Raw genomic sequence first — 23,732 nt, forward strand, 5'->3', positions numbered from 1 at the left:
ACCTTTTGTAAGTCCAGGCTTACATAGGACTTTCAGTTCCGTCGTCGGTTTTAAACTCTTCGTTCACGCCGAATAGCTGCACGGTTAGACGGCATGATGGTTGATTTGACCGGAACTATTGGAGATGCGTATGCCGTTGTCGGAGTTGAAACTGAATACCCGGCTGTTGTTGCCGCCGGGCATCATGGCCCTATTGGCCGTCCTGTTGTGCATTTTCGGCATTCGCAATCTGGCCGAAGTCAACGCGGTCTTGAGTAGCGTCTACAACGACAGGGTCGTCCCGCTACAAAGCTTGAAGACCATCGCCGACCGCTATGCCGTTAATATCGTCGATACCGCGCACAAGGCCCGCAACGGCAACATCGGTTGGGCAGAGGCTCGCAAGAACATCGAGGAGTCCGGCGCCGTCGTCGAAAAGGCTTGGCGGGCTTATACGTCGACGTCTCTGGTGGATGAAGAGCGTGATTTGATCAAGCAGATCGAACCGCTATTTGCCAACGCCAACCGGGAACTCGCCGATTTGCTGACCATCTTGCAGCGCGAAGACCGCAACGCGCTGGCGGCGTTTACCGTGCAACGCCTGTATCCGGCCATAGACCCGATTTCCGAAAAAATATCCGCGCTGGTCGATTTGCAATTGCGGGTCGCCAAGCAGCAAAACGATCTGGCCGAGGCCAATTACGCGACGGTTCGCAATCTGACCGCAGTGATGTTGCTGGCCGGTTTGGTGGTTTGCGTTTGGTTTTCACTGAAAGTCGGCCGTTCGATCAAGGCCCAGATCGGCATGGAACCCAGCGCGGCGGCGGAACTGGCGCAAGCGGTTTCGGCCGGCGATTTAAGCCAAGACGTGCCGGTCGTGCCCGGCGACACCTTGAGCATTGCCGCCAATTTGCGAATGGTTGTCGTCAATTTACGGCGCATGGCGGCCGATGCGATGACCTTGGCCGCCGCCGGCGTCGAGGGGCGACTAGCGGTGCGGGCCGACGCCAATGCGCATAGCGGCGAATACCGGCGCATCATCGAAGGTGTCAATGCCACGTTGGACGCGGTAGTTGGTCCGTTGGACCGGGTGCGCGAGCTGTTGACCTGTGTCGAGCAAGGCGATCTGAGCCGGCGGATCGACGAAGATTATCAAGGCCAATTGCAGGAATTGCGATTGGCCGCCAACGCAACGGTAATCCGTTTGTCGGAAACGATTAACGAGGTTTCGGTCGCGGCCGACCAATTGAGCGACGCCGCCGAGCAAGTCAGCGCTACGTCGCAAGTCTTGGCCCAGTCGGCCAGCGAGCAGGCCGCCGGGGTCGAGCAGACCAGTGCCAGCGTCGAGCAAATGGCGGCCAGTATTAACCAGAATGCCGAGAACGCCGCCGTCACCGACGCGATGGCCGGCAAGTCCGCCCAGGAGGCGGTCGAGGGCGGCGCGGCGGTCAAGCAAACCGTGGAGGCGATGAAGGAAATCGCGACCCGGATCGGCATCATCGACGACATCGCCTATCAAACCAATATGCTGGCCTTGAACGCGGCGATCGAGGCCGCCAGGGCCGGAAATCAAGGAAAGGGGTTTGCGGTGGTGGCGGCCGAGGTGCGTAAATTGGCGGAACGCAGCCAGACCGCTGCCCAGGAAATCGGCAAGTTGGCCGAACAAACCGTGCAAGACGCCGAATTGGCCGGGCGGATGATCGATTCGATTATCCCCACCATCGGCAAGACTTCGGCCTTGGTGCAGGAAATCGCGGCGGCTTCGCACGAGCAAGCGGTCGGCGTCGGGCAAATCAACCAGGCGATGAATCAAGTGAACCGGGTGACCCAGCAAAACGCCGCGTCCAGCGAGGAATTAGCGGCGACCGCCGAACAAATGAGCGGACAGGCCGAGCAATTACAAAATCTGATGAGTTTCTTCCGGCTGGCGGACGAAGAGCCGCCGAGCCCCCGCCAGTTCGCTACGGAACGGCCGCCGAAAACCAAGCCGGCGCGCGATCGCTTCGAAGCCGATTTTTTACCGAACGAAGGGCAATTCGTGCGCTATTAGCCGGCGTCCAAGCGCGTCAATGCGCAAGGCAATCGCGTATCGTCAATTTGGCGGCGGATTTCGCCGGCCAGTAGGCGGCGATCGCGGCGATTGCCAGTACCAATACCAACCAATAGAACGCTGCGGTATAGTCGAAGCGGTAATCCAGCCGAATGCCGAGCATGACGGTGCCCAAGCGTTCGGCGATCGGTTGGGCAAGCCAACAGGCCAGCGGCACGCTGATTAGCCACGCCAAGCCGCCGTGCAACAAACCTTCCATCGCAAACAGCCGAAACACCGCCGGCGTCGGCGCGCCGATGGCGCGCATCACGCCGATTTCGCGAGTGCGTTGCAACACGGCGATCGTCAGCGTGCCGGACAGGCCGATGCCGCCGATGGCCGCGACCATCGCCGCCAATCCCGCCAAGGTCCCCAATACCGAATTGAACTGGTTGCGGGCATAGCGGCGCTGCGCCAGCTTGGCTTCGGTGCTGTAGACGTCCAAGGTCAGGCCGGCACTGTCATAGCGGTCCTTGAGTCGGCGCAAATAGTTGTCTTCGCCGGCCGGGTCGGCGATGTCGGCATCCAGTAGCGCAAACGAAGCGAGTTCGCCGGTCCCGGCCAATTCGCGGGCCGTTGCCAGCGGCGCGTAAACCGGTTCGACCGCCGGATTGTTGCCGGCCAGCCAGCGGTAGACCCCGACAATGCGCCAGGACTGGCGGCTCGCCCCCAACCTTACATCAACGTTGTCGCCGGGTTTTAGACCGTTCAGCGCGGCGGTGTCGGCACTGATGACTAATTCCCGCTCGCCGGCGTCCGCTAACCAGCGGCCGGCTTCGATCAGCGGCCGGTAAAGAGTGGACGCCGCCGGTACCGCCAGCATCTGCAGGCCCAGACTGCCGGTTTGCCGCAAGGTTTGCCCGTGATGGCTGATTTCCACCGGTAATCGTTGCCAAACCGCCAGATCGCGGGTGGCCGGCAGAGACTTGGCCAATTCGGCGACCTTAGCCGCGGGCTGGTCGACGCTGAAACCCAATTTAACCGCGTAACGGCTACGCGCCATTTCGTTGTCCAGCGTCAGGTTCACGGAGGCGATCAGGCTGGTCGATACTAAAAACATGATTCCGGCCACGATCAACACGCCTTGGGTTAATAGCAATCGGGCCTTGCGGCGGAATAAATTGCCCAGCGCCGCCGCATACAGCGTCGGCAACCATCGCGCGCCGAGTTTTTCGATCCAGGCGTCGAAGCGGTTCCCGCCGAAGTCGCCACCCAAGCCATAGCTGGCCAATGCCGTCCGTACCGTCATCGCCGCGCCGCGCCACACCGGCGGCAACGCCGCCAGTAGCGGGGCAATCAGACCGCCGCCGATCATCCAAGCCAGTGCGTCGGGTGCGACCGAGAACGCGCCGCCGGCGATGTTGAACAAGGCCAGCAACTTGCGAGCCGCCCAATCGGCGCCGAACAGCGCCGGCGGAATCGCCACGCAAGTCGCGGCCAGCGCCAGCAAAGCAACTTCGCTGAGATATAACCCGGCCACGGTCGCGCCGCCGCCGCCCAGCGCCTTGATGACGCCGATCTGGTCGGTTTGTTGGGTAATCTGGGCCGATACCGTATTCAAAATCAACAGGCTGGCCAAGGCCAGGGACGCCAGGGCCATCGCTTGCAATACCGAGTTGATACCGGCGACAAAGGGACGGCCCCAATGCTTTTCCGGGTCTTGCAGCAACGTGACGCTGACCGGCAGATGCCGCTCGGCCAGCAAGTTTCGGAGTTGGGCGGCGACGCCTCGGGCGGTTTCGGCGTCGTAGGGCGGCACGATGCGCACCAGCAACTGCCGGAAATAGCCGTCCGCTACGCCGAACGACGCGGCGCTGGCGCGGTCGGCAAAAAAATGTATCTGACCGCCGAATTTGGGCGGTTTGACGAAAGGATGGCGGACGACGCCGCTGAGCCGAAAACCGGTCGGGCCGTTGGCGGTGTCGAACTCCAGCATCGCGCCGGTCGTCAAGCCGGTTGCTTGCTGGGACAGATTCTCGACGGCGACTTGGCCGACGCCCGGCCAAGATCCGCTTTCCAGCGTGGTTAGGTCGAATTGCTGGGCGGCGTAATCCGGGCGAAGAATCAAGGTCGCGTTTTGCCACTCGTCGCTGCCGGTTTGGCGGTAGCGCACCGACAGCGGTGTCATGGTGTCGATACCCGCCACGCCGGGAATGGCGCGTAAGCGGCTTAGCAGTTCGGGCTCGGCCGCGCCGCGCAGAATCAGGTTGATATGCGAGGGCTGCGAGCGTCGATGAGTGGCGTCCATGCGGTCGAGCAGCAAGGTGATCATCCCGAACAGTGTCCCGACGCAAAAAATGCCGATCGCGATGTTGACGACGGCCAACAAACTACGCGCCTTGGCGGCGCGCCAGTCGGCCAGGATTTTGTAGCGCAACACGTTCAAGCGCTTTCCGCTCCGCAGTCCGCCGCTGGATCGTCCGGCGCTTCCAATCCCGGCCTGTTCGGCGAGGCCGCGTGCCAGGCAATGTCGGCATGGATGCGCCCGCCGCGAATTTCCAACTTGCGGCTGGCGGCGTCGGCCAGCGCTTCGTTGTGAGTGACCATGACCAAGGTCTTGCCCTGGTCGTTGAGATGGGCGAACAGTCCGAACACCGCATCGGCGGTGGCCGCGTCCAGATTGCCGGTCGGTTCGTCGGCGACGATCAACGGTGGGTCGTTGGCCAGCGCGCGGGCGATCGCGGCGCGTTGTTGCTGCCCGCCGGAAACCTGGCTGGGCAGGCGGTCGGCGGCATCGGCCAGACCCACTCGCTCCAATAGAGACATGGCCCGCTCCCGGCGCCGGCGTTTGTCCAGCTTGCCGAGAAAATCCATCGGCAGCACTACGTTTTGCCACAAATTTAAAGCCGGCAACAATTGGAAAAATTGAAACACGATGCCGACATTGGCGCCGCGCCAGGCGGTGAGCTTTGCGTTACTCAGGTGGTGTAGCGCCGCGCCGTTGACGAAAATCTCGCCGCGATTGGGATGATCGATGCCGGTCAACAGATTCAGCAACGTCGATTTGCCGTTGCCGGACGGGCCGACGATGGCGACGAATTCTCCGGCGGCGATGTCCAGGTCGATGCCGTGCAACACCGTCTGCAAGCCGCCGGCCTGCGGATAATCTTTGTAAACCTGGCGAAGTCGGATGATGGGTTGCATGGCGGCCGGCAAATTAGGGTATGGTACACGACGCGCGGCTTTCGGGCGCGCGCCGGTTTTCGAGAGTCTCTGGAGAGAAAATATGTTGGCGGTACGCTTGCTATGGTTGGTTTTGGCGTTGGCTTGGCTGGCGGCGGAAATTTGCTTGGCCCAGGCCGCGCGCGGCCGAACCGATGGTGTCGCCGCCGAACGCGATTCGCAACGCCGCCTGTGGCTGGCCGGCGCGGCCGGTCTGATTGCGGCGCTGTACGCCAAACAACTATGGTGGTGGCCGCTGCCGGTGGCTTATTTGCCCAGGCAGGCGCTGGCGCTGACGATTTTCGCGGCCGGTCTGAGCTTGCGCTATCTGGCGGTCCAGCGTCTAGGCCGATTTTTTACCACCGACGTCACGATACAGCCCCGTCACGAGTTGATCGTCGACGGGCCCTACCGCTGGCTGCGCCATCCCGCCTATACCGGTTTACTGCTGGCGCTGGCCGGAGCCGGCTTGGCGATGGGCGATGGTCTGGCCATATTGGCGGCAACCCTGCCGATCGGCCTGGCCGTGCGCGGCCGAATCGCGATCGAGGAAGCGATGTTGGCGGCCGAATTCGGCGCGGCTCACGCCGACTATTGCGCGGTGCGCTGGCGCCTGTTGCCTTGGCTATATTGAAGGCCGCCACCGGACGGGCGCTCCGCGTCGGTACCGCGACAAACTGATATACTGCGCCGGTTCCGAACCGGCCCGATCGGATTCGGAAGTCATCGCGGTCTTCCCGCCTTTTAATAATAACGACAACTACCGGGATATTTTATGCAAGATTATTTGCCGATGCTCGAATCCATCGCCGCCGACTGGTACCGGTTGACGCTGGCCAATCAGGAATACGCGATCACGCTGATCGTCGCGGTCTGGCTGTTGACCGCGATTTTTTACAGTATCCGAATCGGTTTTCTGAACGGCCGTTTTCGCCGGCTGGCCGCAGCGTTGCAACAACTGCAATCCGAACTGGCCGAAGCCAAACTGCAAATCGAAGGCTTACAGCAGCAATTGACCGAGAGCGGCGAGCAAGTCTCCGCCGCCAATGCCGAAATCGCCAATCGGGCACAATTAATCGACGCGTTGGAGCAGCAAATGCTTAAAGCCAACCAAAGGCTCGCCGACGCCATCAAGGGGCTGGCGGCGAACTTTGGATTGCCGGTACCCGGCGGCGACGGCGGCAACCCCGAGGAGGTTTGGGATCAGCATCGGCAAATTACCGAGCAATTGAACGGCGTACTGGCCGCCGAGCGTCAAGCCAAGGCCGACGCGGAACAGGCCCGCGAGGACGAGGCGGCCAAGGTGGGCGAGAAGGAAGCCTTGCTCGGCGCATTGCGGGCGCGCGTCGAGTCGCAAACTCAACAAATCGGCGAACTGGAAGCGGCCTTGGCCGAACAGCAACGTCAAGCGCAACAACAGCGGATCGACGCCGCGCGCGTCGCCGAGCTGGAAGCGAAGCTAGCCACCGCCACTGCGGTCAAGGCGGTACCCGCGCCGGCTCCGGTGACGGCCGTAAAATCGGAAACCCCCGCGCCGGTTAGCGAGCGTATCGGCGATAGTGTTAGAGCGGCCGTGGAGCCTGAAAAGCCGGCGGTGGTCGCCAGTCCGGTCGCACCGATCCCGGCACCGGAGCCCGTCAAGCTTAGCGAGCCCGAACCGGTCGTCGTCGCCAAGCCGGTGGAGGCGCCGCGTCCGATCGCCGTCGAACCGGCTTCTGGCAAACCAGCCGAGCCGGCCGGCGGTGGCTTGAAAAAGCTGTTCGGCAGCACGATGCAGAAATTCGCCAAGCTGGACGAAAAATTCGGCGGTTCGACACCGAAGCCCGCGGTAGCTGAAGCCGAACCGACACCGGCCCCGAGCGCGGAACCGGCACCGGAACCAATCGCGCCGACTCTCGCGGCGGATAAGCCCGCCGAAAAACCGGCCGCTGGCGGCGCGATGTCCAAGTTCAAGGGCTTGCTCGGCAAGGGCAAAAGCGAAGCGAATGCCGACGATGACGAAGCGGAACCGTTGATCGAACAACTCGAAGCCGCCACCGCCGACGCGATGCAGGCCGCCGAAAAGGCCAAGGGCCAATTGCGCGGATTGTTCGGAAAATTCGGCAAAAAGGGCTGAATAAGCCCAGCCCCGTCCTCCGGCTCGGCCGATTAGCTCGAGATTGGCCTTAGGCGCCGCTCCGCCAGCGAATTGGGCTGGCGGACACGCCTTGTTGGAGGGTATGCGTCGCTGGCTTCCGTTGTATGCAACCTGCCGTCGGGCGGACTTCGGGCCGCCGCGATCGTCAAATCCAAGGCGGCGCAGCCAAATCATTGGACGTCAACTAAACCGCTTGGCGACGAGTCTTCCGGTGATTGCCGGCAAACGTCGCTATTCCCCCTCCGCCAATAACACGAGCGCCGTCGGACGCGCCGGACTCGGATCCGCCCTGCGTGAGATTTTGCGGCAATTTAAGATTGTCAGCGTCCCGGCTGTTCAGCGCGCCGGGATCGGCCTCGATATTTTCCCTCCAGAACTGTCCGCTCGGACCCGCATGCTTGCGCGTTGGCGATCGACGGGGCGAACGGTGTGCCGGGTGGATTGGTTTCCGGTTCGCGGGTTTCGTTCTCGCGAATCAAATCGCCGTTCACATCGTTTTAGCAGGCGGCGCGGCCGCTCGTGCCCTAAATTCCATCGGATCATCGTCGTTCGGTGTGAGGCGAAGTAATTTGCGCTCGAATTCTTCCCGAACCGAAATTCACTCCTGTCGCAGTTCAAATTCGTCTTGCGTTGATTCATTTGACTCGGGAGCCTTCCGTGTGTCCAACCTCGAGTCGCCGCGACAGCGCCAAGGTGACAGATGCGTATGGCGCGCGGCGGATTCGAGATGGGTCTGCCAAAGGCATCGTGCAAACTGTACAAATCAGTGTTTATAAAATTAACAGGTGCATAAAAAATAAACGGATGGATTGCGGGCTTGGATTGTTCTATTTTTAAAAAATATAAAAATCAATGCTATAGGTTCTGGCGGGATCTGGCATTTTTCCTGCTTTGGTATGGCGGCGTTATTGGGTGCTGGCGCTTTGGCCGCACGGCGGCGCGTTTCTACTCGGCGTTCGGATCGGGCGGGCCGTGACGCTAGGTTGATTGACGCCGTTTAAGCGCTGATTCTCCGGATTAATATGTCGGTTTTGGGTTTCTTGGATTAACGATGGCGAGGTTTCTGATGAGGTTTGCGATAGGTTTGGTACTGCTGGGCTTTAGTTTTTCAGTGCATTCTGAAAGCTATCCGGCGGCTTACTTTCAGCCCAAGCTGATATACAGCGCCGATGGCAACGAGAGCGATCAAAAAGCGCAAACAACTGAAGTTTCCGCCAATCAGGGCGAGTTTGATCCCCGCTACCCTGCCGCGAACTTTCGTCCGATTGTGATATTTTCATCGACCGAGTTTATCCCGCCAAATTAACGACTAGGGCGAACGATAGATGCCGGCGGTAAACAGTCGTTTTGTCCACGGATTGGCTGGCGAAAGCATCGCCTGTTTAGTTAATAGAGCAAATCGAGGTTATTCAAGGGGCGGTGAAATTTGTGAGCCTGTCGTTGGTCCGATTTATCCGGATTTGGACGTTTTATTGATTTTACTGTTGCAAGTCAAACAAACCATATCCAGGTTTTTTGGCAATCGTGGCGAGTCATTTTGACAATGCTGTCTTTTACTATGAAAGTCGTTAGGAAAATCACCGATATATCTAGGTCAGGAACGCCTTGATCTCGGCTAAAGCCGCTCCAGCTACCTTCATTTTCGGGGACGAAAGTCCTTTCAAGACCGCTAGGTTTGAGCAATATCCTCTTGGGGTCTCAAGTAACTTAACCCATTATTTAAGGCTATGATCGATAATAAAGCATTAAACACGCTAGTATTCTCTTTAAATGAATGCGTTCTTCCGGAATTGCATTTGAACAAAGCCGGATTAACCGGTTTTTTTATGCGCTGACTATCACGCCGTGCATAATCGATCCATCCGAGTGGATGGCGGAGTTGTTTTTGGGGGATAGACCCGATTTAAACGGAAGACAAGTTAAGCGCTTGAAAAAAGCGGTAGTCGCCGTGGTTAAGTCGGCAAATAAGTCGATGCTGGCTGATAAACTAGAGTTTCCGTACGATTTTTCCGAGATTGACGAAGAGACGATGGCTGATATTTGGCATTGGTGTTATGGATTCTTGAGGGGCATTAACTTACGCTGGTCTTTCTGGCAAAGCGGTATTATCGCCAAGGAAACCGGGCAGTGTTACGATCTTGTCAAGGGAAGTATTAATATTATTACCGCATTGGTGACCGAAGACCTTAGTTATTTGGATAATTTGGAACAACTGAAGTCGCGGATCGGCAGTAATATTGAAGGAGGCGCCAGCGACGAACGGATTCTTGCTGCCGTGTTGCCGACGTTACCCGAAGCGTATCAATGTTTGCGGATATTCGCGGCAACGATGTCGAAGCGCCTGCAAGCACATCAGAGTGCTAGGGCCTCGAGCTGAGCAATGCTAAGCCGTGATGGCTATCGTTGCGGGGAAAGCTTCGAGCGAAGTCGGCGGGCGGATGCAAATTCGCTGTTCGACTTCGCTGAATGTATAAGCGTTTCGGCATCCTTGCCTGGTGGTGCTAATCCTGTTTTATCTTTTTCTAACCAGAGGGCTTGGAATACTGCTAAGTTTTCCGGCCAATTGATTCGAAAGATGTCCAAATACCGATCCGAGAATAAACGAAATCGATATGACCAACAGCGGGTTATTCAGCGATGCGCCTAAAAGAACTTCCTGATTCAATTTATCGGGAGTTTGTAGTAAATAAGCGAAGGTGGAGGAGTAACCCAAAACGCCAACCGGTATAATCGCGAATTGCGGTAAATTCGCAGACAGACACAGTACAATCACCGCGCCCGCCACGATTAATGCCGTGGTAATTTCGACGCCCAATGAGATTTCCGGATCTATTTTCAGCAGCAATAATGCGGTGACCCAGGCCATGAACACTCCGAAAATTCCATTGATTATCGTGTTAATTGCCGCCTCTCGGTCCGCGCCTAATAAGAAATAAGCCGCCCATGCAATCGTTGCAGCCCAAATAAAAAACACGCCCGCCGCGGGGCCACCGCAAAATACGTGGCGACTCCAGAAAGAATGCCGATGCTCAGAGATAGTGCTGTAATTTTTTCCATTTGAAATTTCCTGTTGATTATCAAGGGTGTTGAAATAAAAGTGATCAGCCGCAGGGGCGAGGTTATTTTTTTCGTAAAAATTAACCAATCCAAAATATAGCACTCCGATTATTTATTGAAAATGCGACAATTTGTCACGCTGACAGCTCTTCCGTCGATGATAATATTTTTCGTCAAAATGGACGAAACTTATCAGGTCCAGACAGAATAATTCCCGGCATCACTTGGGAAAATTCCTTGTTGATTTTTCTAGTGCCTTAAAGCATGTGTATTCAGGGGAATAAGCGCGCTAAATTTGCGTATCTCGGCGCGAATCCAGGTTAATAATAATGAGCAGGTTTAAAAGATTGGTAAGTCAATAACTTGTTATATTATCGGATGCGTTTTCGGTAACAGCATTCTGTTCGGGCCTCGGCTTTTCGAATGGCCTTAGATGAAACAGAAATCCCAAATAAACGGAATCCTTCCGGTTTTAGAGTGTGGAAATCGGCATCGGCGCCGATGGGCTTTGGCGGGGAGTTAAAACGAATTCAGTTTGTTAGAATCGAGGGGTGGCCGTGATGAAAACAGTCGGTTTAGGTACCTCTGCGACTTACGCCGGCCGTGAAGGCGGAGGCTTGTCCGCCGAGCCCGGCTTGCTGCACGCGTCAATGCCTGCGTTTCCAAACGCCGGCTCGCAATCGAGTGTTCTGTTTCAGCACAGCAAGCTTGCTAACGTCCTAAATGCCGAGGCAGCTCGGCGACCGAATCCAGTATCAGATCGGGTTGCACTGACGATGCTAGGGTATAGGCCTCGCGGTATTTGCCGGTCTTGACCAGGATACCTTGCAGTCCGGCGCGCTGAGCGCCGCCGACATCGGAATCGATATCGTCGCCTATCATAGCGATCCGGCTGGCTGGCAGCCCAAGTTGTCGTAAGGCCAGCGCAAAAAAGGCCGGCGATGGCTTGCCCATGACTGCGGCGGTCTTGCCGGTCGCATATTCCAGGCCGGTGACGAAAGCGCCGATGTCCATCCTGAGGCCGTCGGCTGTTTGCCAGAATTTGCCTTTGTGCAAGGCGATTAGCTCGGCGCCGGCCATGGCCATTTCGAACACCCGGTTGAGAATGTCGTAATTCCAGGCCGAACCGATATCGCCGATCACGACGGCGTCCGGCTGTTGGGCGGCGGCGTTGAATTCGGCGAATTCATCCTTGACCGCGTCGGCGACCAGAAAATGGCAGCTGCGGTAGCCGCGATGTTTGAGGTAGAGGCGCGCGGCGTGCGGAGTCGTCAATATCTCGTCGGCGGTGATCGGCAAGTCGATGGCTTGCAGTTTGGCCGCCAATTGCGCGCGCGATTGGGTCGTGGTGTTGGTGACGAAGCGGCGGGGCAAGCCCAACGACTGGATGTGCGCCAGCGCCGCCGCCGCGCCGGGAATCGCCGCGTCGCCAACGTAGAGAACGCCGTCCAGATCGAACAGCAGGCCGTCAATTTCTGAAACAGTCATCGGAAAGTCTCGTGGATACCCTGGTGCGGGGTTTTACCTCATCGTTTCCGGCCCGGTCAAGCGGCCGTGTTAGAGTCGCGGCACCAGATCGAGTTCGAACATGATGGCGTCTTCGCGGCCCTGCTTGGCGGGATAGTAATTCTTGCGGACGCCGATTTCCCGAAAACCGGTTTTGCGGTACAGGTCGATCGCGCCGGGGTTGCTGGGGCGGACTTCCAGAAAGATTTTTTCGGCGCGCGGTCGGGCGTATTCGATCAAATGCTCCAGCATCTTGCGGCCGGCGCCCTGGCGCTGAAAGCGGGGACTGACGCTGATATTCATGATATGGGCCTCGCCTGCCATCACCGAGATGATGCAATAGCCGACGATGCTGTCGTCCGGCGCTTCGCAGACCCAGTTGGTGTAATTGATGGCGCGAAAACAATCCTTGAAAATGCCTTCCGACCACGGAAACTCGTAATTTTCATTTTCGATGGTCAGCACGCGCGGTAAATCGGCGTGGTCCATTTTACGCAGCCTCAGCAAGTCGCGCGGCGCGACCGAATCGGGAAATACCTTGGCGTAAAACTCGCGGTCGGCGTCGTAAATCACGGCATCTTTCAGCTTGTGTAGCAATTTCCACATGGGGTTAGGTTTCCAGCGATTGATAAACGGAAAGCGCGAATTGCAGGTCTTCCCAGGCTTTGGCTTTTTCGGGCAACGAGCGTAGCAAATAAGCGGGGTGGTGTACCACCGTCAACGGTATTCCGGCCAATTCGTGGCGGATGCCGCGCAGCCGCGCCAGCGGTTGCTGGGTTTTTAGCAGATTTTGCGCGGCGATGCGGCCGACGGCCACGATGAGCTTGGGTTGAATCAGTTCAATCTGGCGTTTTAAAAAATCGTGGCAGGCATCGACCTCTTCGGCCCGCGGATCGCGATTATTCGGCGGTCGGCATTTCAGCATGTTGGCGATGTAGACCTGCTCGCGGCGCATGCCTATAGCCCGGATCATTTCGTTCAGCAATTGGCCGGCCCGCCCGACGAAGGGCTCGCCTTGCAGATCCTCGTCGCGGCCCGGCGCTTCGCCGATCAGCAGCCAAGTCGCATGCTTGTTGCCGACGCCGAACACAGTCTGGGTGCGGGTCTCGCAGAGAGCGCAGGCGCGGCAGATAGCGACTTCGTGCTGCAGGTCTTTCCAGGCCTGGTCGTCGGTGTGAGACTTGGGGTGATGCGGCAACGGTGCGAAGGCATCGCTTTCGGATATACAAGACGAGTCGGATGCGGCGGTTTGCAGTGCCGGTTCAGCGTGCCGGTGATCAGTGGCAGTTTCGTCTACGGCCGGATGTTCCGTGGTTGGCGCGGCTTCGTTATCGGGGGCGTCGAAGTGGTGGGCTTCGCTTTGCGATGCCCACCCTGCAGGGGCGGCAACCGCTTGCTCGGTGACGATAGATGGATGCCGAAGTTCCCAGGCATCGATACCCATCGCCTCCAGGTATTGCAAGCGGACCGATTTTTCCATCGCGAGCTGTTACACGTCGCCCTTTTGCGGATGCTGGCGCTGATCCGGGCTTTGCAGTTTGTTGACCGCGTTGATGTAAGCCTTGGCAGAGGCGATGACGATGTCGGTATCGGCGCCGGAGCCGTTGACAATGCGGCCGGCGTTTTCCAGTCTGACTGTCACTTCGCCCTGAGAATCGGTGCCGGTGGTGATATTGTTGACCGAGTACAAAGCCAAGGTCGCGCCGGTTTGCACCAGGCTTTCGATGGCCTTCAGGCTGGCATCGACCGCCCCGCCGCCGGTCGCGTTGCCGGTGACTTCCTTGCCGTCCACCAGGATGGTTACGGTGGCGTTCGGCACTTCGCCGGTCTCGGAACAGACTTTCAGCGCCACCAGTTTGATGTGTTCGTCTTCGGCCTCGAAACTTTGCTCGGAAATCAGCGCCTGTAAATCCTCGTCGAAGATTTCGTGCTTTTTATCGGCCAACTGCTTAAAGCGGAAGAAGGCATCGTTCAAATCGGCTTCGCTATCGAACTGCACGCCGAGTTCCGCCATTCGGGTTTTGAACGCGTTGCGGCCGGAATGCTTGCCGAGCACCATCCGGTTGGTGGTCCAGCCTACATCCTCGGCCCGCATGATTTCGTAAGTCTCGCGGTTTTTCAAAACGCCGTCCTGGTGAATGCCGGATTCGTGGGCAAAGGCGTTGGCGCCGACGATAGCCTTGTTGGGCTGTACCGGAAAGCCGGTGATGGACGACACCAGCTTCGAGCAGGTGACAATCTCGCGGGTGTCCAAGCGGGTGTCGCATTGGAAAAAATCCTGGCGGGTGCGGATTGCCATCACCACTTCCTCCAGCGAGGCGTTGCCGGCGCGCTCGCCCAGGCCGTTGATCGTGCATTCGACCTGACGGGCCCCGTTCATCACCGCCGACAAGGAATTGGCGACCGCAAGTCCCAAGTCGTTATGGCAATGTACCGAGAAGACGGCCTTGTCGGCGTTCGGAATCCGCTGTCGCAAATTGGCGATCATCGCGCCGAATTGCTGCGGCATGCTGTAACCGACCGTATCCGGGATGTTCAAGGTCGTCGCGCCGGCATCTATCACCGCTTCCAAAATCCGGCACAGGAAGTCTTCTTCCGAGCGGCCGGCGTCTTCCGGCGAGAACTCGACATTGTCGGTGTACTGCCGCGCGCGTTTGACGGCCTTGACCGCGTACTCGATCACTTGGTCCGGCTGCATGTTCAGCTTTTTCGCCATGTGGATCGGCGAAGTGGCAATGAAGGTATGGATGCGGGAACTGTTCGCGCCTTTCAAAGCCTCGCCGGCGCGGTCGATGTCTTTGTCCAAGGCTCTGGCCAAACCGCAGACCGTGCTGTCTTTAATCGCATCGGCGACGGCCTGCACCGCCTCGAAATCGCCTTGACTGGCGGCCGGGAATCCGGCTTCGATGACATCGACTTTCATGCGCTCCAGGGCGCGGGCGATGCGTACTTTTTCATCGCGGGTCATCGACGCGCCGGGGCTTTGCTCGCCGTCGCGCAAGGTGGTATCGAAAATAATCAATGAATCTTTCATGAGGGCTCCGTTCATGAAACGTTCGGCATCTCGCCGAGAAAGCGGAAAAAGTGGTGTTTATTGAAGTCGTCGTGGAATGATTGCTAGCCCCTCAGGGCAGCAGTCTTGGAGACGGGGCGAGCGCAAGATGGCCGGATACTGGTCGGGCGAATTCGGTAGGCTGCGGAAAAGTCGTCTTGATGTTCATGGGGCCGCACTATACTGCATAGTCGCCACGCGGCTCAAGTGCGGCGTTGCGCCTAAACGGCGAGGTCGTGTTGCCAGGGTTGAGCTTGGTCGGGCGCGGCTCGCCAGAATCGAAAGATCTCGTAACGGTCCGCAATGAATTCGGCCATCAGCTGCCGATGTTGCCGCTGAAAATAGTCGGAGACCGGTGCGGGCGGCGCGCCTCGATAGAACTCAGCCAAGGCCGATGCCAGCACTTCCGCGTTCTGAATATCGCCCATCGCGGTTAGATAGCGTTGCAAGCGTTCCAGTAAGTCCGGCTTCAGTCCAGGAATTTGATCGGGCGCGGCTTCCAGCATGTAACGCAGCTTTTTCAGCGCGATCCGCAGTTGATGGATCGTGGCCGGATGGCTGTCATCTATTGCGGCATGGCGCTCCAGCGCATCGGCATAAACCCGATCGACGACGGCCTGGATGGCTTGGGCAAGATCGATGTCGGCGGCGCGCCGGTTTGCTCGCCGGCCGGACTTTTCAGTTTGCGCCGCAGATTGCCGGTCCTAAAAGCGGCGATCTCGGGTTCCAGGCGGCCAAGCAATCGGTTCTCCCGGCGACGCAAGTGCTCGTGGAAGTCGCGCAATTCCGGCAGTTCGACGATAGCCGCGTCGATGGTCAGCAACATGACTTGGGTATCGCGCAAATCGTCGAAGCGGTCGAGTTGCGCCTTCAGCACTTTGCGGGCTTTGCGTAACGCGGGGCAGGGCGCCAAGGCGCGGATCAGGTCTATCACCGACAACAGCCGGCGGATGCCGGTGCGTAGTTTGTGGATGTTTTCTTCGTCGGCCCTTTGCCTGCAGGTTTGCAGGCGCTTGCGATACAGTTGCCAGTGGCGGTCCAGGGCGTGTTGCAAGAACTTGCCGGCCCCGGCCATGGCGATTTAGCCCTTGCGGCTTTGCAGCCGGCGTTTGCGTACCACCAGCGTGACGATAGGGCCGGACAGCGCGTAGCCGACCGACAACAAAAACAGCATGCGTTGCGGTTGCGCCATCACGAAACCGATCACCAGCATCGCGATAATCGCGACGATGAACGGCACTTTGTTCTTGAAATCGAGTTCCTTGAAGCTGGAATAGCGGAAGTTGCTGACCATCAGTAGCCCGGTGCTGATCGTGGTAAACAGCACCAGATATTTGAAATTCTCGACGTCGTAGCCGTTTTCGATGCAAAACAACAGGCCGCCGGCCAGAATCGCCGCCGCCGCCGGGCTGGGCAAGCCCTGAAAATAACGTTTATCGGCGACTTCGACCTGGGTGTTGAAACGCGCCAAGCGCAACGCGCCGCCGGCCATGTGTACGAAGGCGGCGAACAGGCCGGCCTGGCCCATGCTGGACAAGGTCCACAAATACATGACGATGGCCGGCGCGGCGCCGAACGAAACCATATCGGACAAGCTGTCGTATTGCACGCCGAATTCGCTTTGGGTGTTGGTCAGCCGGGCCACTCGGCCGTCTAGGCCGTCCAGCACCATCGCGATGAACAGCGAAATCGCGGCGGTTTCGAAGCGACCGTTGATCGCCGACGTGATCGCGTAAAACCCGGCGAACATCGCACCGGTGGTGAACAAGTTGGGCAGCAGATAAATGCCTCTATGACGCGCAATCGCTGGTTTTTTTATCATCTCGGTCGGACGGGAAATTCGATTTGGCGGCATTGTACATGGTGAATATGACGGTTGCTTGAGGAAATGCCGATTGCGGGCCGTTCAGTTAAACGATCTCGGCCTGCATCGACGCATCAGCGGTTCGGCCGGTTAAACGGAGGATTCCAAACTGCCGTCGTCTGCCGTGCAAATCGTTGATGCCGCGGGCTCCTCAAAACTTCCAAACCACCAGCGCCTGCGGCAGGCTTTCATGCAGGCCTTTGATGCCGTATTTGTTGTGCCAGTATTGATATTCGATGCCGATAAACAAATGGTTACCCGCGCCCCATAGATCGCCGAGGTCCAGGCGCAGTTGTGGTTGGGCTAGGGCTTGGCGGGCGGCGGTTTGGTTGCGGCCGATGAAATCGGCGAAGCCTTCGATGCTCCATTTTGTGCCGGCGATTTCGAAAGGCAGTTTCCACACCGGCGTGATTTGCCAAGAAGTGCCGATGTCGGCGGGTTCGGTGACGCGTTGCCGTAAAAAATCGACATTGAAGTACTCGAAACCCGGCAAATCGAAATCGACGCTGATGCCGTACAGCCAGGCCCGATAGCCGCTACGCGGGCTATTGACGTTTTCGCCCAGATTGATGCCCGCCGTGGCGCCGACATCCTTGACGATGCCGAACGACAGGTCCAGGCCGCTAATTTTGCCGAAGCTAAGGGTGCTGTACGCTTCGCCGTATAGGTTGACTTGCGCCGGTTGACCGCTTTCGGTGAACAGCGTGTCCATGAAGAAAAAGTTTCGGCCGTAACGCCAGCCGTGAGTGTGGGTCACGGTGACGATGGAGCGAGCAATATCGTTGGCGTTAAACGGTTCGGAGTAGGTTGGGCCGTGCAAATATTGAATTTCGCTGGTGCTCCAGTCCAGCCATTCGGCCGCGCTGGCGGCCGGTACGGCCAGTGCCGCGGCGGCGATGACGGTTTTCAGCGTATGCGAACGCAGCGACTCTGGCATGCTTTTTCGATCTAGCGGACAAAAAAAGCCCATCGAGAAGATGGGCTTTTAAGTCTAGTCGATCAGCTTAGTTCTTGCTTTTATCGACGATTTGGTTGGCCTTGATCCACGGCATCATCGCCCGCAATTTGGCGCCGACTTGTTCGATCGGATGTTCGGCGTTCAAGCGACGGCGCGCGGTCATTTCCGGGTAGCCGGTTTGGCCCTCCAGGATGAACTGCTTGGCGTATTTGCCTTGCTGGATGTCTTCCAGGGCTTGTTTCATCGCCCAACGGCTTTCTTCGTTGATGACTTTCGGACCGGTCACGTATTCGCCGTACTCGGCGTTGTTGGAGATCGAGTAATTCATGTTGGCGATGCCGCCTTCGTACATCAAGTCCACGATCAGTTTCAGTTCGTGCAAGCATTCGAAGTAGGCCATTTCCGGCGGGTAGCCGGCTTCGGTCAGGGTTTCGAAGCCGGCTTTCACCAATTCCACCGCGCCGCCGCACAATACCGCTTGTTCGCCGAACAAGTCGGTTTCGGTTTCGTCGCGGAAGGTGGTCTCGATGATGCCGGAACGGCCGCCGCCGATCGCCGAGGCATAGGACAGACACAATTCCTTGGCCATGCCGGAGGCATTTTGGTGAATCGCGATCAAATCCGGGATGCCGCCGCCTTTGACGAACTCGGAACGTACGGTGTGGCCGGGTGCTTTCGGGGCGATCATGATCACGTCCAGGTCTGCGCGCGGCACGACTTGGTTGTACAGAATCGCGAAGCCGTGGGCGAAGGCCAGGGCCGCGCCTTGTTTGATGTTCGGTTCGATTTCTTCCTTGTACAGCTTGGATTGAAATTCGTCAGGGGTCAGAATCATCACTACGTCGGCGCCGGCGATGGCTTCCGGTACGTCCTTGACGGTCAGGCCGCTGGCCTGGGCCTTGCCGACGGACGCGGAGCTAGCGCGCAAGCCGACGACGACGTCGACACCGGAGTCTTTCAGATTGTTGGCATGGGCATGGCCTTGCGAGCCATAGCCGATGATGGCGACTTTCTTACTGCGGATGATCGAAAGATCGGCGTCTTTGTCGTAATAAACTTGCATAGGTTCTCTCGTTACTCTGGTGTGAATTAAAAATTTTATCGACTTTCTGGGAGTCGCCGTCACGCGGAGTACCAATCTAGCGCGGTACTCCGGCGACGCTCATAGGTGTAAGCCTTTTTCGCCGCGGGAAATGCCGGTCGGGCCGGAGCGCACCACTTCGATGATGCAGCCTTCCTCGAAGCCGTGGATGAAGGCGTCCAATTTATTGGATTGGCCGGTCATTTCCACGATGTAACTGTTGTGGGTGACGTCGATGATCTTGCCGCGAAAAATATCCACCATGCGTTTGACTTCCTCGCGGGTGTCGTGGCTGGTTTTGATTTTGACCAGCATCAGTTCGCGCTCGATATGCGCCGATTCGGCTAGGTCGATCAATTTGACGACATCGATCAATTTATTCAATTGCTTGGTGATCTGCTCGATGATTTCGTCGCTGCCGCTGGTGACCAAGGTCATCCGCGACAGGCTGGGATCTTCGGTCGGCGCCACGGTCAACGATTCGATATTGTAGCCGCGCGCCGAGAACAGTCCGGCGACGCGCGATAGCGCGCCGGCTTCGTTTTCGATCAGGATGGAAATAATGTGCCGCATCACGATAACTCCCTGTCGACCGGTGTGCCGGGTGCGACGCGCAATTTCATGTCGTGGTGGGCCTTGCCTGCTTCTATCATCGGATATACGTTCTCGGTTCTATCGGTAATGAAATCCAGGAACACGGTTCTGTCCTTCATTTCAAAGGCTTGTTTCAGTGCGTCGCGCACTTCTTCCGGTTTCTCGATGCGCATGCCGACATGGCCGTAGGCTTCGGCGAGTTTGACGAAGTCCGGAATCGTGTCCATGTAGGAGTGCGAGTAGCGGCTTTGATAGGAAAATTCCTGCCATTGCCGGACCATGCCCATGTAACGGTTATTCAGATTAACGATCTTGACCGGCGTGTTGTATTGCAACGCGGTCGAAAGCTCCTGTATGCACATCTGAATGCTGGCTTCGCCGGTGATGCAGGCCACGTCTGCTTCCGGAAACGCCAGCTTTACGCCGATCGCGGCCGGCAAGCCGAAGCCCATCGTACCCAGGCCGCCGGAGTTGATCCAGCGCCGCGGCTTATCGAAATGGTAATACTGCGCCGCGTACATTTGATGTTGGCCGACGTCCGAGGTCACGAAGGCCTCGCCGTTGGTGACTTCGTACAATTGCTCGACCACGTATTGCGGCTTGATGATCCGGCTTTCCCGGTCGTATTCCAGGCAGCGTACCCCGCGCCAACTGTCGATCAGCTTCCACCAGTTTTCCAGGGAGGCCTTTGACGGTTTGTCCTTGCTGTCGCGGATCAACTCGAGCATTTGCTTCAGCACCGGTTTGACTTCGCCGACGATCGGCACGTCCACTTTCACGGTCTTGGAAATCGAGGCTGGATCGACATCGATATGAATGATCTTGGCGTACGGGCAGAACTCGGTCAACTTGCCGGTCACCCGGTCGTCGAAGCGCGCGCCGACCGCCAGGATCACGTCGCTTTCGTGCATCGCCATGTTGGCTTCGTAAGTCCCGTGCATGCCCAGCATGCCGACGAATTGCTTGTCGGTAGCCGGATAAGCGCCCAGACCCATCAAGGTGTTGGTGATCGGGAAGCCCAGCAATTGGGTCAACTCGGTTAATTCTTGATGGCCCTCGCCCAGGATTACGCCGCCGCCGGAATAAATGATTGGGCGTTGCGCGGCCAGCAGCATATCGACGGCGCGCTTGATCTGGCCCTTGTGGCCGGTCACCACCGGGTTGTAGGAGCGCATCACGATTTTTTTCGGGTACTTATAAGGTACCTTGATGTTCGGGTCGGTGATGTCCTTCGGCACGTCGACCAGTACCGGGCCGGGGCGGCCGGTCGTCGCCACGTAAAAGGCTTTCTTCATGGTCTCGGCGAGATCGTTGACGTCCTTGACCAAAAAGTTGTGTTTGACGCAGGGGCGGGTGATGCCGACCGTATCGACTTCCTGGAACGCGTCGCTGCCGATCACCGGCGACGGCACTTGTCCGGAAATAATCACCATCGGAATCGAATCCATATACGCCGTGGCGATGCCGGTGACGGCGTTCGTGGCGCCGGGGCCGGAAGTCACCAGCACCACGCCGGGCTTGCCGGTGGCGCGGGCGTAGGCGTCCGCCGAGTGGGCCGCGGCTTGTTCGTGCCGGACCAGGATGTGCTTCACGTCGTCTTGATGGAATATGGCATCGTAGATGTGCAATACAGAGCCACCCGGATAGCCAAATACGAATTCGACACCTTCATCTTTAAGACATTGGACAAGAATTTGCCCGCCACTGAGTTCCAATTTTAAGCCCTCGAAAACAATACGGATCGCACGGATACGGATTTACAAAAAAGGTTGGATAAGCTACTGTCTTTGGTCGTTTTCGTCAAGGAAAACCCAGGGTTTCGCTTGGATTTTGCCGACACTGCAATTTAGGGTCGATCGTCATGAAGCGATGCATGGCGAATTAAACTGGGAGCAAGAGGTCTCGAAACCGTTTCAGCGAAGGGCGTTGCGCGAACTTTCGATCCAGTTTGTCCGGTTCGGGTGGGATGGGTTCCTGTTCGCTGATCACTTTCCACATTTGTCACGCTATTCGCTATTTATTTTGTTGCGGTCTTCCAAGGATACGACCAGTCGGGGGGGGAGCTGCGTTGTTTACTTGGCGATTCCAACGCGGAAATCGGCCGTTTGTCGGCGCTGAAACTTTCGAATTGGACTAGAGTTAACGACTTCTAATCGACTGTCGGAAACATTTCATGTTCGAGCGCTTGATAACGCATTGGGTTTATGGCGGCGCGTTGGCCGGGTTATTATTATTGATGTTATTCCCGTTGTTGACCGCGGGGTGGTCGATGCCGCTCGCGCTGACGTTTCTGCATCTGCCGATGTATATGCTGCATCAGTACGAGGAACACGATCAAGACCGCTTCCGAACTTTTTCAACCGGACCGTCGGCGGCGGCAAGCCCGTGCTGTCGTCGTTGGCCGTGTTTATCATCAATGTCCCCGGCGTTTGGGGCGTCATCGTCATTGCCACCTATTTGGCGGCGCTCCGCGAGCCGGGTCTGGGTTTGATCGCAGTCTATCTGGCCGTCGTCAACGGTCTGGTCCACATCGGTCACGCCTTGGCCTTCAAAATGTACAATCCCGGACTTGCGACCGGCGCGGCGCTGTTCTTGCCGGTAGGTGCTTACAGTATTTGGCAGTTTCATATGGCCGGGGTCGCGGGATTTGTGGCGCACGCGACCGGCATCGCGGTTGCCGTTGCCATCCATGCCGGGATTATCGTTTACGTCCGTAGCCGGGGCGCATTTGAGGGTCGCGCATGAAGCACGCGATTTGGACGGGCGACCGATGCGCCGAGGTCGGCTGACCTACGTTCGTATCGACGCTTTGCGAGTTTTGTGTTCTCTTAAAAGCCTGTGCGCTCGTTCCGGATCCAGTATATTCGAATTGGCGGGGTTTGAGTTTTGCGGTATTCACCAAAATAGAGCGTTAAATTCAGCTTAATTGCACCTAGTTGGTGCTTAAGCGGCTGTTTTATAAGCAGTAAAAGGTTGGAAATAATAGCGGTATATTCTAGGCTTGATATATAATTTTCCTTCCTTAATCACTGAGTCATAATCTATGTATGCATTACAAAACCCTGTTTTTGATACCGATATTCCAGAGTTGCGGTTAAGCGGTATTAATGGTTATTCCATTCTAGGCGACCGTATTACGCTGAATATTGGTGAAATTGCCAACCACCGGTCGTTCGGGAATCTAAGCGGCACGCTTTCGGTGGAACTCTGGGCGCTGAATCAAGTGTATCAGGGCGGCGGTTTCAGCGGCATTCCGTTGGCTGGCGTCGTTATCGGCGAATTGCATGGTCAACATGCGATTGGGCCTGCTTCGTGGGATCTGGCGTTCCAAGAGCCCGGCGAAGGATACTGGCAACTGACGCTGATGTTGCGCGAGTGGAATGGCATGGCTTACGAGACGCGCGATTTCGTCAATTTCGCGGCACCGTACAGTCCGGTTAAAACGGCCGTCCGGCAAGCTACGAACAATGTCATCGAAGTGAGTTTCATCGAGTACAAGCATGCCGAAGCCAGCGATAACCAATCGGGACGCTTTATCGAGAACGACTACTTCGTGCAAGCTCAGGCGTTCAAACCGGCGGCCGCCGAACTGTTGTTACTGGGCAATTGCGGTTACGACGTTCAAAATGGGCGGATTCGGTTGAATGTCGGTGAAATTGCCAACCGGCGCGGCGCGGACAATATCAGTGGTACCTTGGCGTTGGAGTTATGGGCGCTCGATCAAGCCTATCAAGGCGGGCATTTCGACGGTTACGCTGTGGCCGGCATCCGGGTCGGCGAATTGGTCGGTCGGCAAGGTTTGCGCGAACTGAGTCTGGAAACCGAATTTTGCGAGCCGCCGGTCGGTCGCTGGCATTTGAGTCTCATGTTGCGGGAATGGAACGGAGTGGCGTACGAAACTCGGGATTGCATCAATTTCGCGGTCCCTTACACTGTGGCGCCGAAACCGGTCGCGGTTCGCAAAGAGTCGGACAATGTCATCAATGTTCAGTTCGGAGACACCAAAAAATCGCCAGTCACGCCAGTCGAGCCGGTAGCGCTTGCCGGCGCGGAGCAGGCGTCGAGAGCGTCGATCAACCAAGCAACCCTGGACGAATTGGGCGCGCTAAAGGGTGTGCCGAAAAAGACCGTCGAAAATATTGTCGCTGCGCAACCGTTCGCCTCGTTCGACGACCTCTCCAATGTCAAGGGCGTCGGCCCGAAATTGCTGAAATTGTTGCGCGAGCTGTTTGCGTTGTAAATGTTCCAGATTG

At 57.5% G+C, this 23,732-nt stretch carries 19 protein-coding genes and 1 pseudogene; 7 read left to right on the forward strand and 13 right to left on the reverse strand.

Annotated elements, in window-relative coordinates; genetic code table 11:
• Positions 1-130 precede the first annotated feature (130 nt).
• Entirely contained in the window at positions 131-2,029 is a 1,899-nt protein-coding gene (locus ACP4CD_RS22715) for a HAMP domain-containing methyl-accepting chemotaxis protein (protein ID WP_313729621.1), read from the forward strand.
• Positions 2,030-2,045: 16 nt separating this feature from the next.
• On the opposite strand, the gene ACP4CD_RS22720 is transcribed toward ACP4CD_RS22715, so the two are convergent.
• On the reverse strand, positions 2,046-4,448 hold the full coding sequence (locus tag ACP4CD_RS22720; RefSeq protein WP_426994724.1) for an FtsX-like permease family protein: 2,403 nt from the start codon (positions 4,446-4,448) through the stop codon (positions 2,046-2,048).
• A gap of 2 nt (positions 4,449-4,450) precedes the next feature.
• Entirely contained in the window at positions 4,451-5,212 is a 762-nt protein-coding gene (locus tag ACP4CD_RS22725; protein ID WP_426992759.1) for an ABC transporter ATP-binding protein, read from the reverse strand.
• Between the two features lie 82 nt (positions 5,213-5,294).
• On the opposite strand from ACP4CD_RS22725, the gene ACP4CD_RS22730 reads away from it, so the two are divergent.
• The 4 genes from ACP4CD_RS22730 to ACP4CD_RS22745 all read left to right on the forward strand — a co-directional run bounded on the left by ACP4CD_RS22730 (position 5,295) and on the right by ACP4CD_RS22745 (position 9,744).
• Positions 5,295-5,864, forward strand: coding sequence for a methyltransferase family protein (locus tag ACP4CD_RS22730; protein ID WP_064026194.1), 570 nt, complete (start codon positions 5,295-5,297; stop codon positions 5,862-5,864).
• A 141-nt stretch (positions 5,865-6,005) separates the two neighbouring features.
• Positions 6,006-7,346: a hypothetical protein gene (locus ACP4CD_RS22735; RefSeq protein ID WP_426992761.1), complete on the forward strand. Its 1,341-nt coding sequence runs from the start codon at positions 6,006-6,008 to the stop codon at positions 7,344-7,346.
• A 1,087-nt stretch (positions 7,347-8,433) separates the two neighbouring features.
• A complete protein-coding gene (locus ACP4CD_RS22740) occupies positions 8,434-8,673 on the forward strand; it encodes a hypothetical protein (RefSeq protein ID WP_426992763.1) in 240 nt (79 codons plus the stop codon).
• Positions 8,674-9,141: 468 nt separating this feature from the next.
• Positions 9,142-9,744, forward strand: coding sequence for a UPF0149 family protein (locus tag ACP4CD_RS22745; protein ID WP_426992765.1), 603 nt, complete (start codon positions 9,142-9,144; stop codon positions 9,742-9,744).
• 135 nt (positions 9,745-9,879) lie between these two features.
• Here the strand turns inward: ACP4CD_RS22745 and ACP4CD_RS22750 are convergent, their stop codons facing one another.
• The 11 genes and pseudogenes from ACP4CD_RS22750 to ACP4CD_RS22800 form a co-directional block, all read right to left on the reverse strand.
• Positions 9,880-10,512, reverse strand: coding sequence for a DUF1097 domain-containing protein (locus tag ACP4CD_RS22750; RefSeq protein WP_426992766.1), 633 nt, complete (start codon positions 10,510-10,512; stop codon positions 9,880-9,882).
• Between the two features lie 623 nt (positions 10,513-11,135).
• Positions 11,136-11,912 (reverse strand): TIGR01458 family HAD-type hydrolase, encoded by a 777-nt coding sequence (locus ACP4CD_RS22755; RefSeq protein WP_281021034.1) that lies wholly within the window; start codon positions 11,910-11,912, stop codon positions 11,136-11,138.
• Positions 11,913-11,981: 69 nt separating this feature from the next.
• Positions 11,982-12,536 carry a ribosomal protein S18-alanine N-acetyltransferase gene (gene rimI / locus ACP4CD_RS22760; protein WP_281021033.1) on the reverse strand — a complete coding sequence of 185 codons (555 nt, stop codon included), beginning with the start codon at positions 12,534-12,536 and terminating at the stop codon, positions 11,982-11,984.
• Positions 12,537-12,540: 4 nt separating this feature from the next.
• Positions 12,541-13,410 (reverse strand): uracil-DNA glycosylase, encoded by an 870-nt coding sequence (locus ACP4CD_RS22765; RefSeq protein WP_426992768.1) that lies wholly within the window; start codon positions 13,408-13,410, stop codon positions 12,541-12,543.
• A 9-nt stretch (positions 13,411-13,419) separates the two neighbouring features.
• A complete protein-coding gene (locus tag ACP4CD_RS22770) occupies positions 13,420-14,964 on the reverse strand; it encodes a 2-isopropylmalate synthase (protein WP_426992770.1) in 1,545 nt (514 codons plus the stop codon).
• 239 nt (positions 14,965-15,203) lie between these two features.
• Positions 15,204-16,057: pseudogene (locus ACP4CD_RS22775) on the reverse strand (CHAD domain-containing protein).
• A 6-nt stretch (positions 16,058-16,063) separates the two neighbouring features.
• The gene (gene pssA, locus ACP4CD_RS22780) at positions 16,064-16,804 is read right to left on the reverse strand and encodes a CDP-diacylglycerol--serine O-phosphatidyltransferase (protein ID WP_064026216.1); all 741 of its coding nucleotides are present in this window, start codon (positions 16,802-16,804) and stop codon (positions 16,064-16,066) included.
• A gap of 193 nt (positions 16,805-16,997) precedes the next feature.
• Positions 16,998-17,783, reverse strand: coding sequence for an outer membrane protein OmpK (locus ACP4CD_RS22785; RefSeq protein ID WP_426992771.1), 786 nt, complete (start codon positions 17,781-17,783; stop codon positions 16,998-17,000).
• 67 nt (positions 17,784-17,850) lie between these two features.
• Entirely contained in the window at positions 17,851-18,867 is a 1,017-nt protein-coding gene (ilvC, locus tag ACP4CD_RS22790; RefSeq protein ID WP_071155408.1) for a ketol-acid reductoisomerase, read from the reverse strand.
• A gap of 99 nt (positions 18,868-18,966) precedes the next feature.
• Positions 18,967-19,458, reverse strand: a complete 492-nt coding sequence (gene ilvN, locus ACP4CD_RS22795) for an acetolactate synthase small subunit (protein ID WP_064026222.1) — start codon at positions 19,456-19,458, stop codon at positions 18,967-18,969.
• Positions 19,458-21,194 carry an acetolactate synthase 3 large subunit gene (locus tag ACP4CD_RS22800; RefSeq protein WP_064026224.1) on the reverse strand — a complete coding sequence of 579 codons (1,737 nt, stop codon included), beginning with the start codon at positions 21,192-21,194 and terminating at the stop codon, positions 19,458-19,460. Before ACP4CD_RS22800 ends, ilvN begins: the two co-directional genes overlap by 1 nt.
• A 670-nt stretch (positions 21,195-21,864) precedes the next feature.
• On the opposite strand from ACP4CD_RS22800, the gene ACP4CD_RS22805 reads away from it, so the two are divergent.
• Together ACP4CD_RS22805 and ACP4CD_RS22810 are read left to right on the forward strand one after the other, a co-directional pair.
• Positions 21,865-22,224, forward strand: a complete 360-nt coding sequence (locus tag ACP4CD_RS22805; protein ID WP_426992772.1) for an HXXEE domain-containing protein — start codon at positions 21,865-21,867, stop codon at positions 22,222-22,224.
• A 298-nt stretch (positions 22,225-22,522) separates the two neighbouring features.
• Positions 22,523-23,719, forward strand: a complete 1,197-nt coding sequence (locus ACP4CD_RS22810; protein WP_064026230.1) for a ComEA family DNA-binding protein — start codon at positions 22,523-22,525, stop codon at positions 23,717-23,719.
• Positions 23,720-23,732 lie beyond the last annotated feature (13 nt).

The sequence above is a fragment of the Methylomonas stagni genome, assembly GCF_050154735.1.
Lineage (GTDB): Bacteria > Pseudomonadota > Gammaproteobacteria > Methylococcales > Methylomonadaceae > Methylomonas > Methylomonas koyamae_A.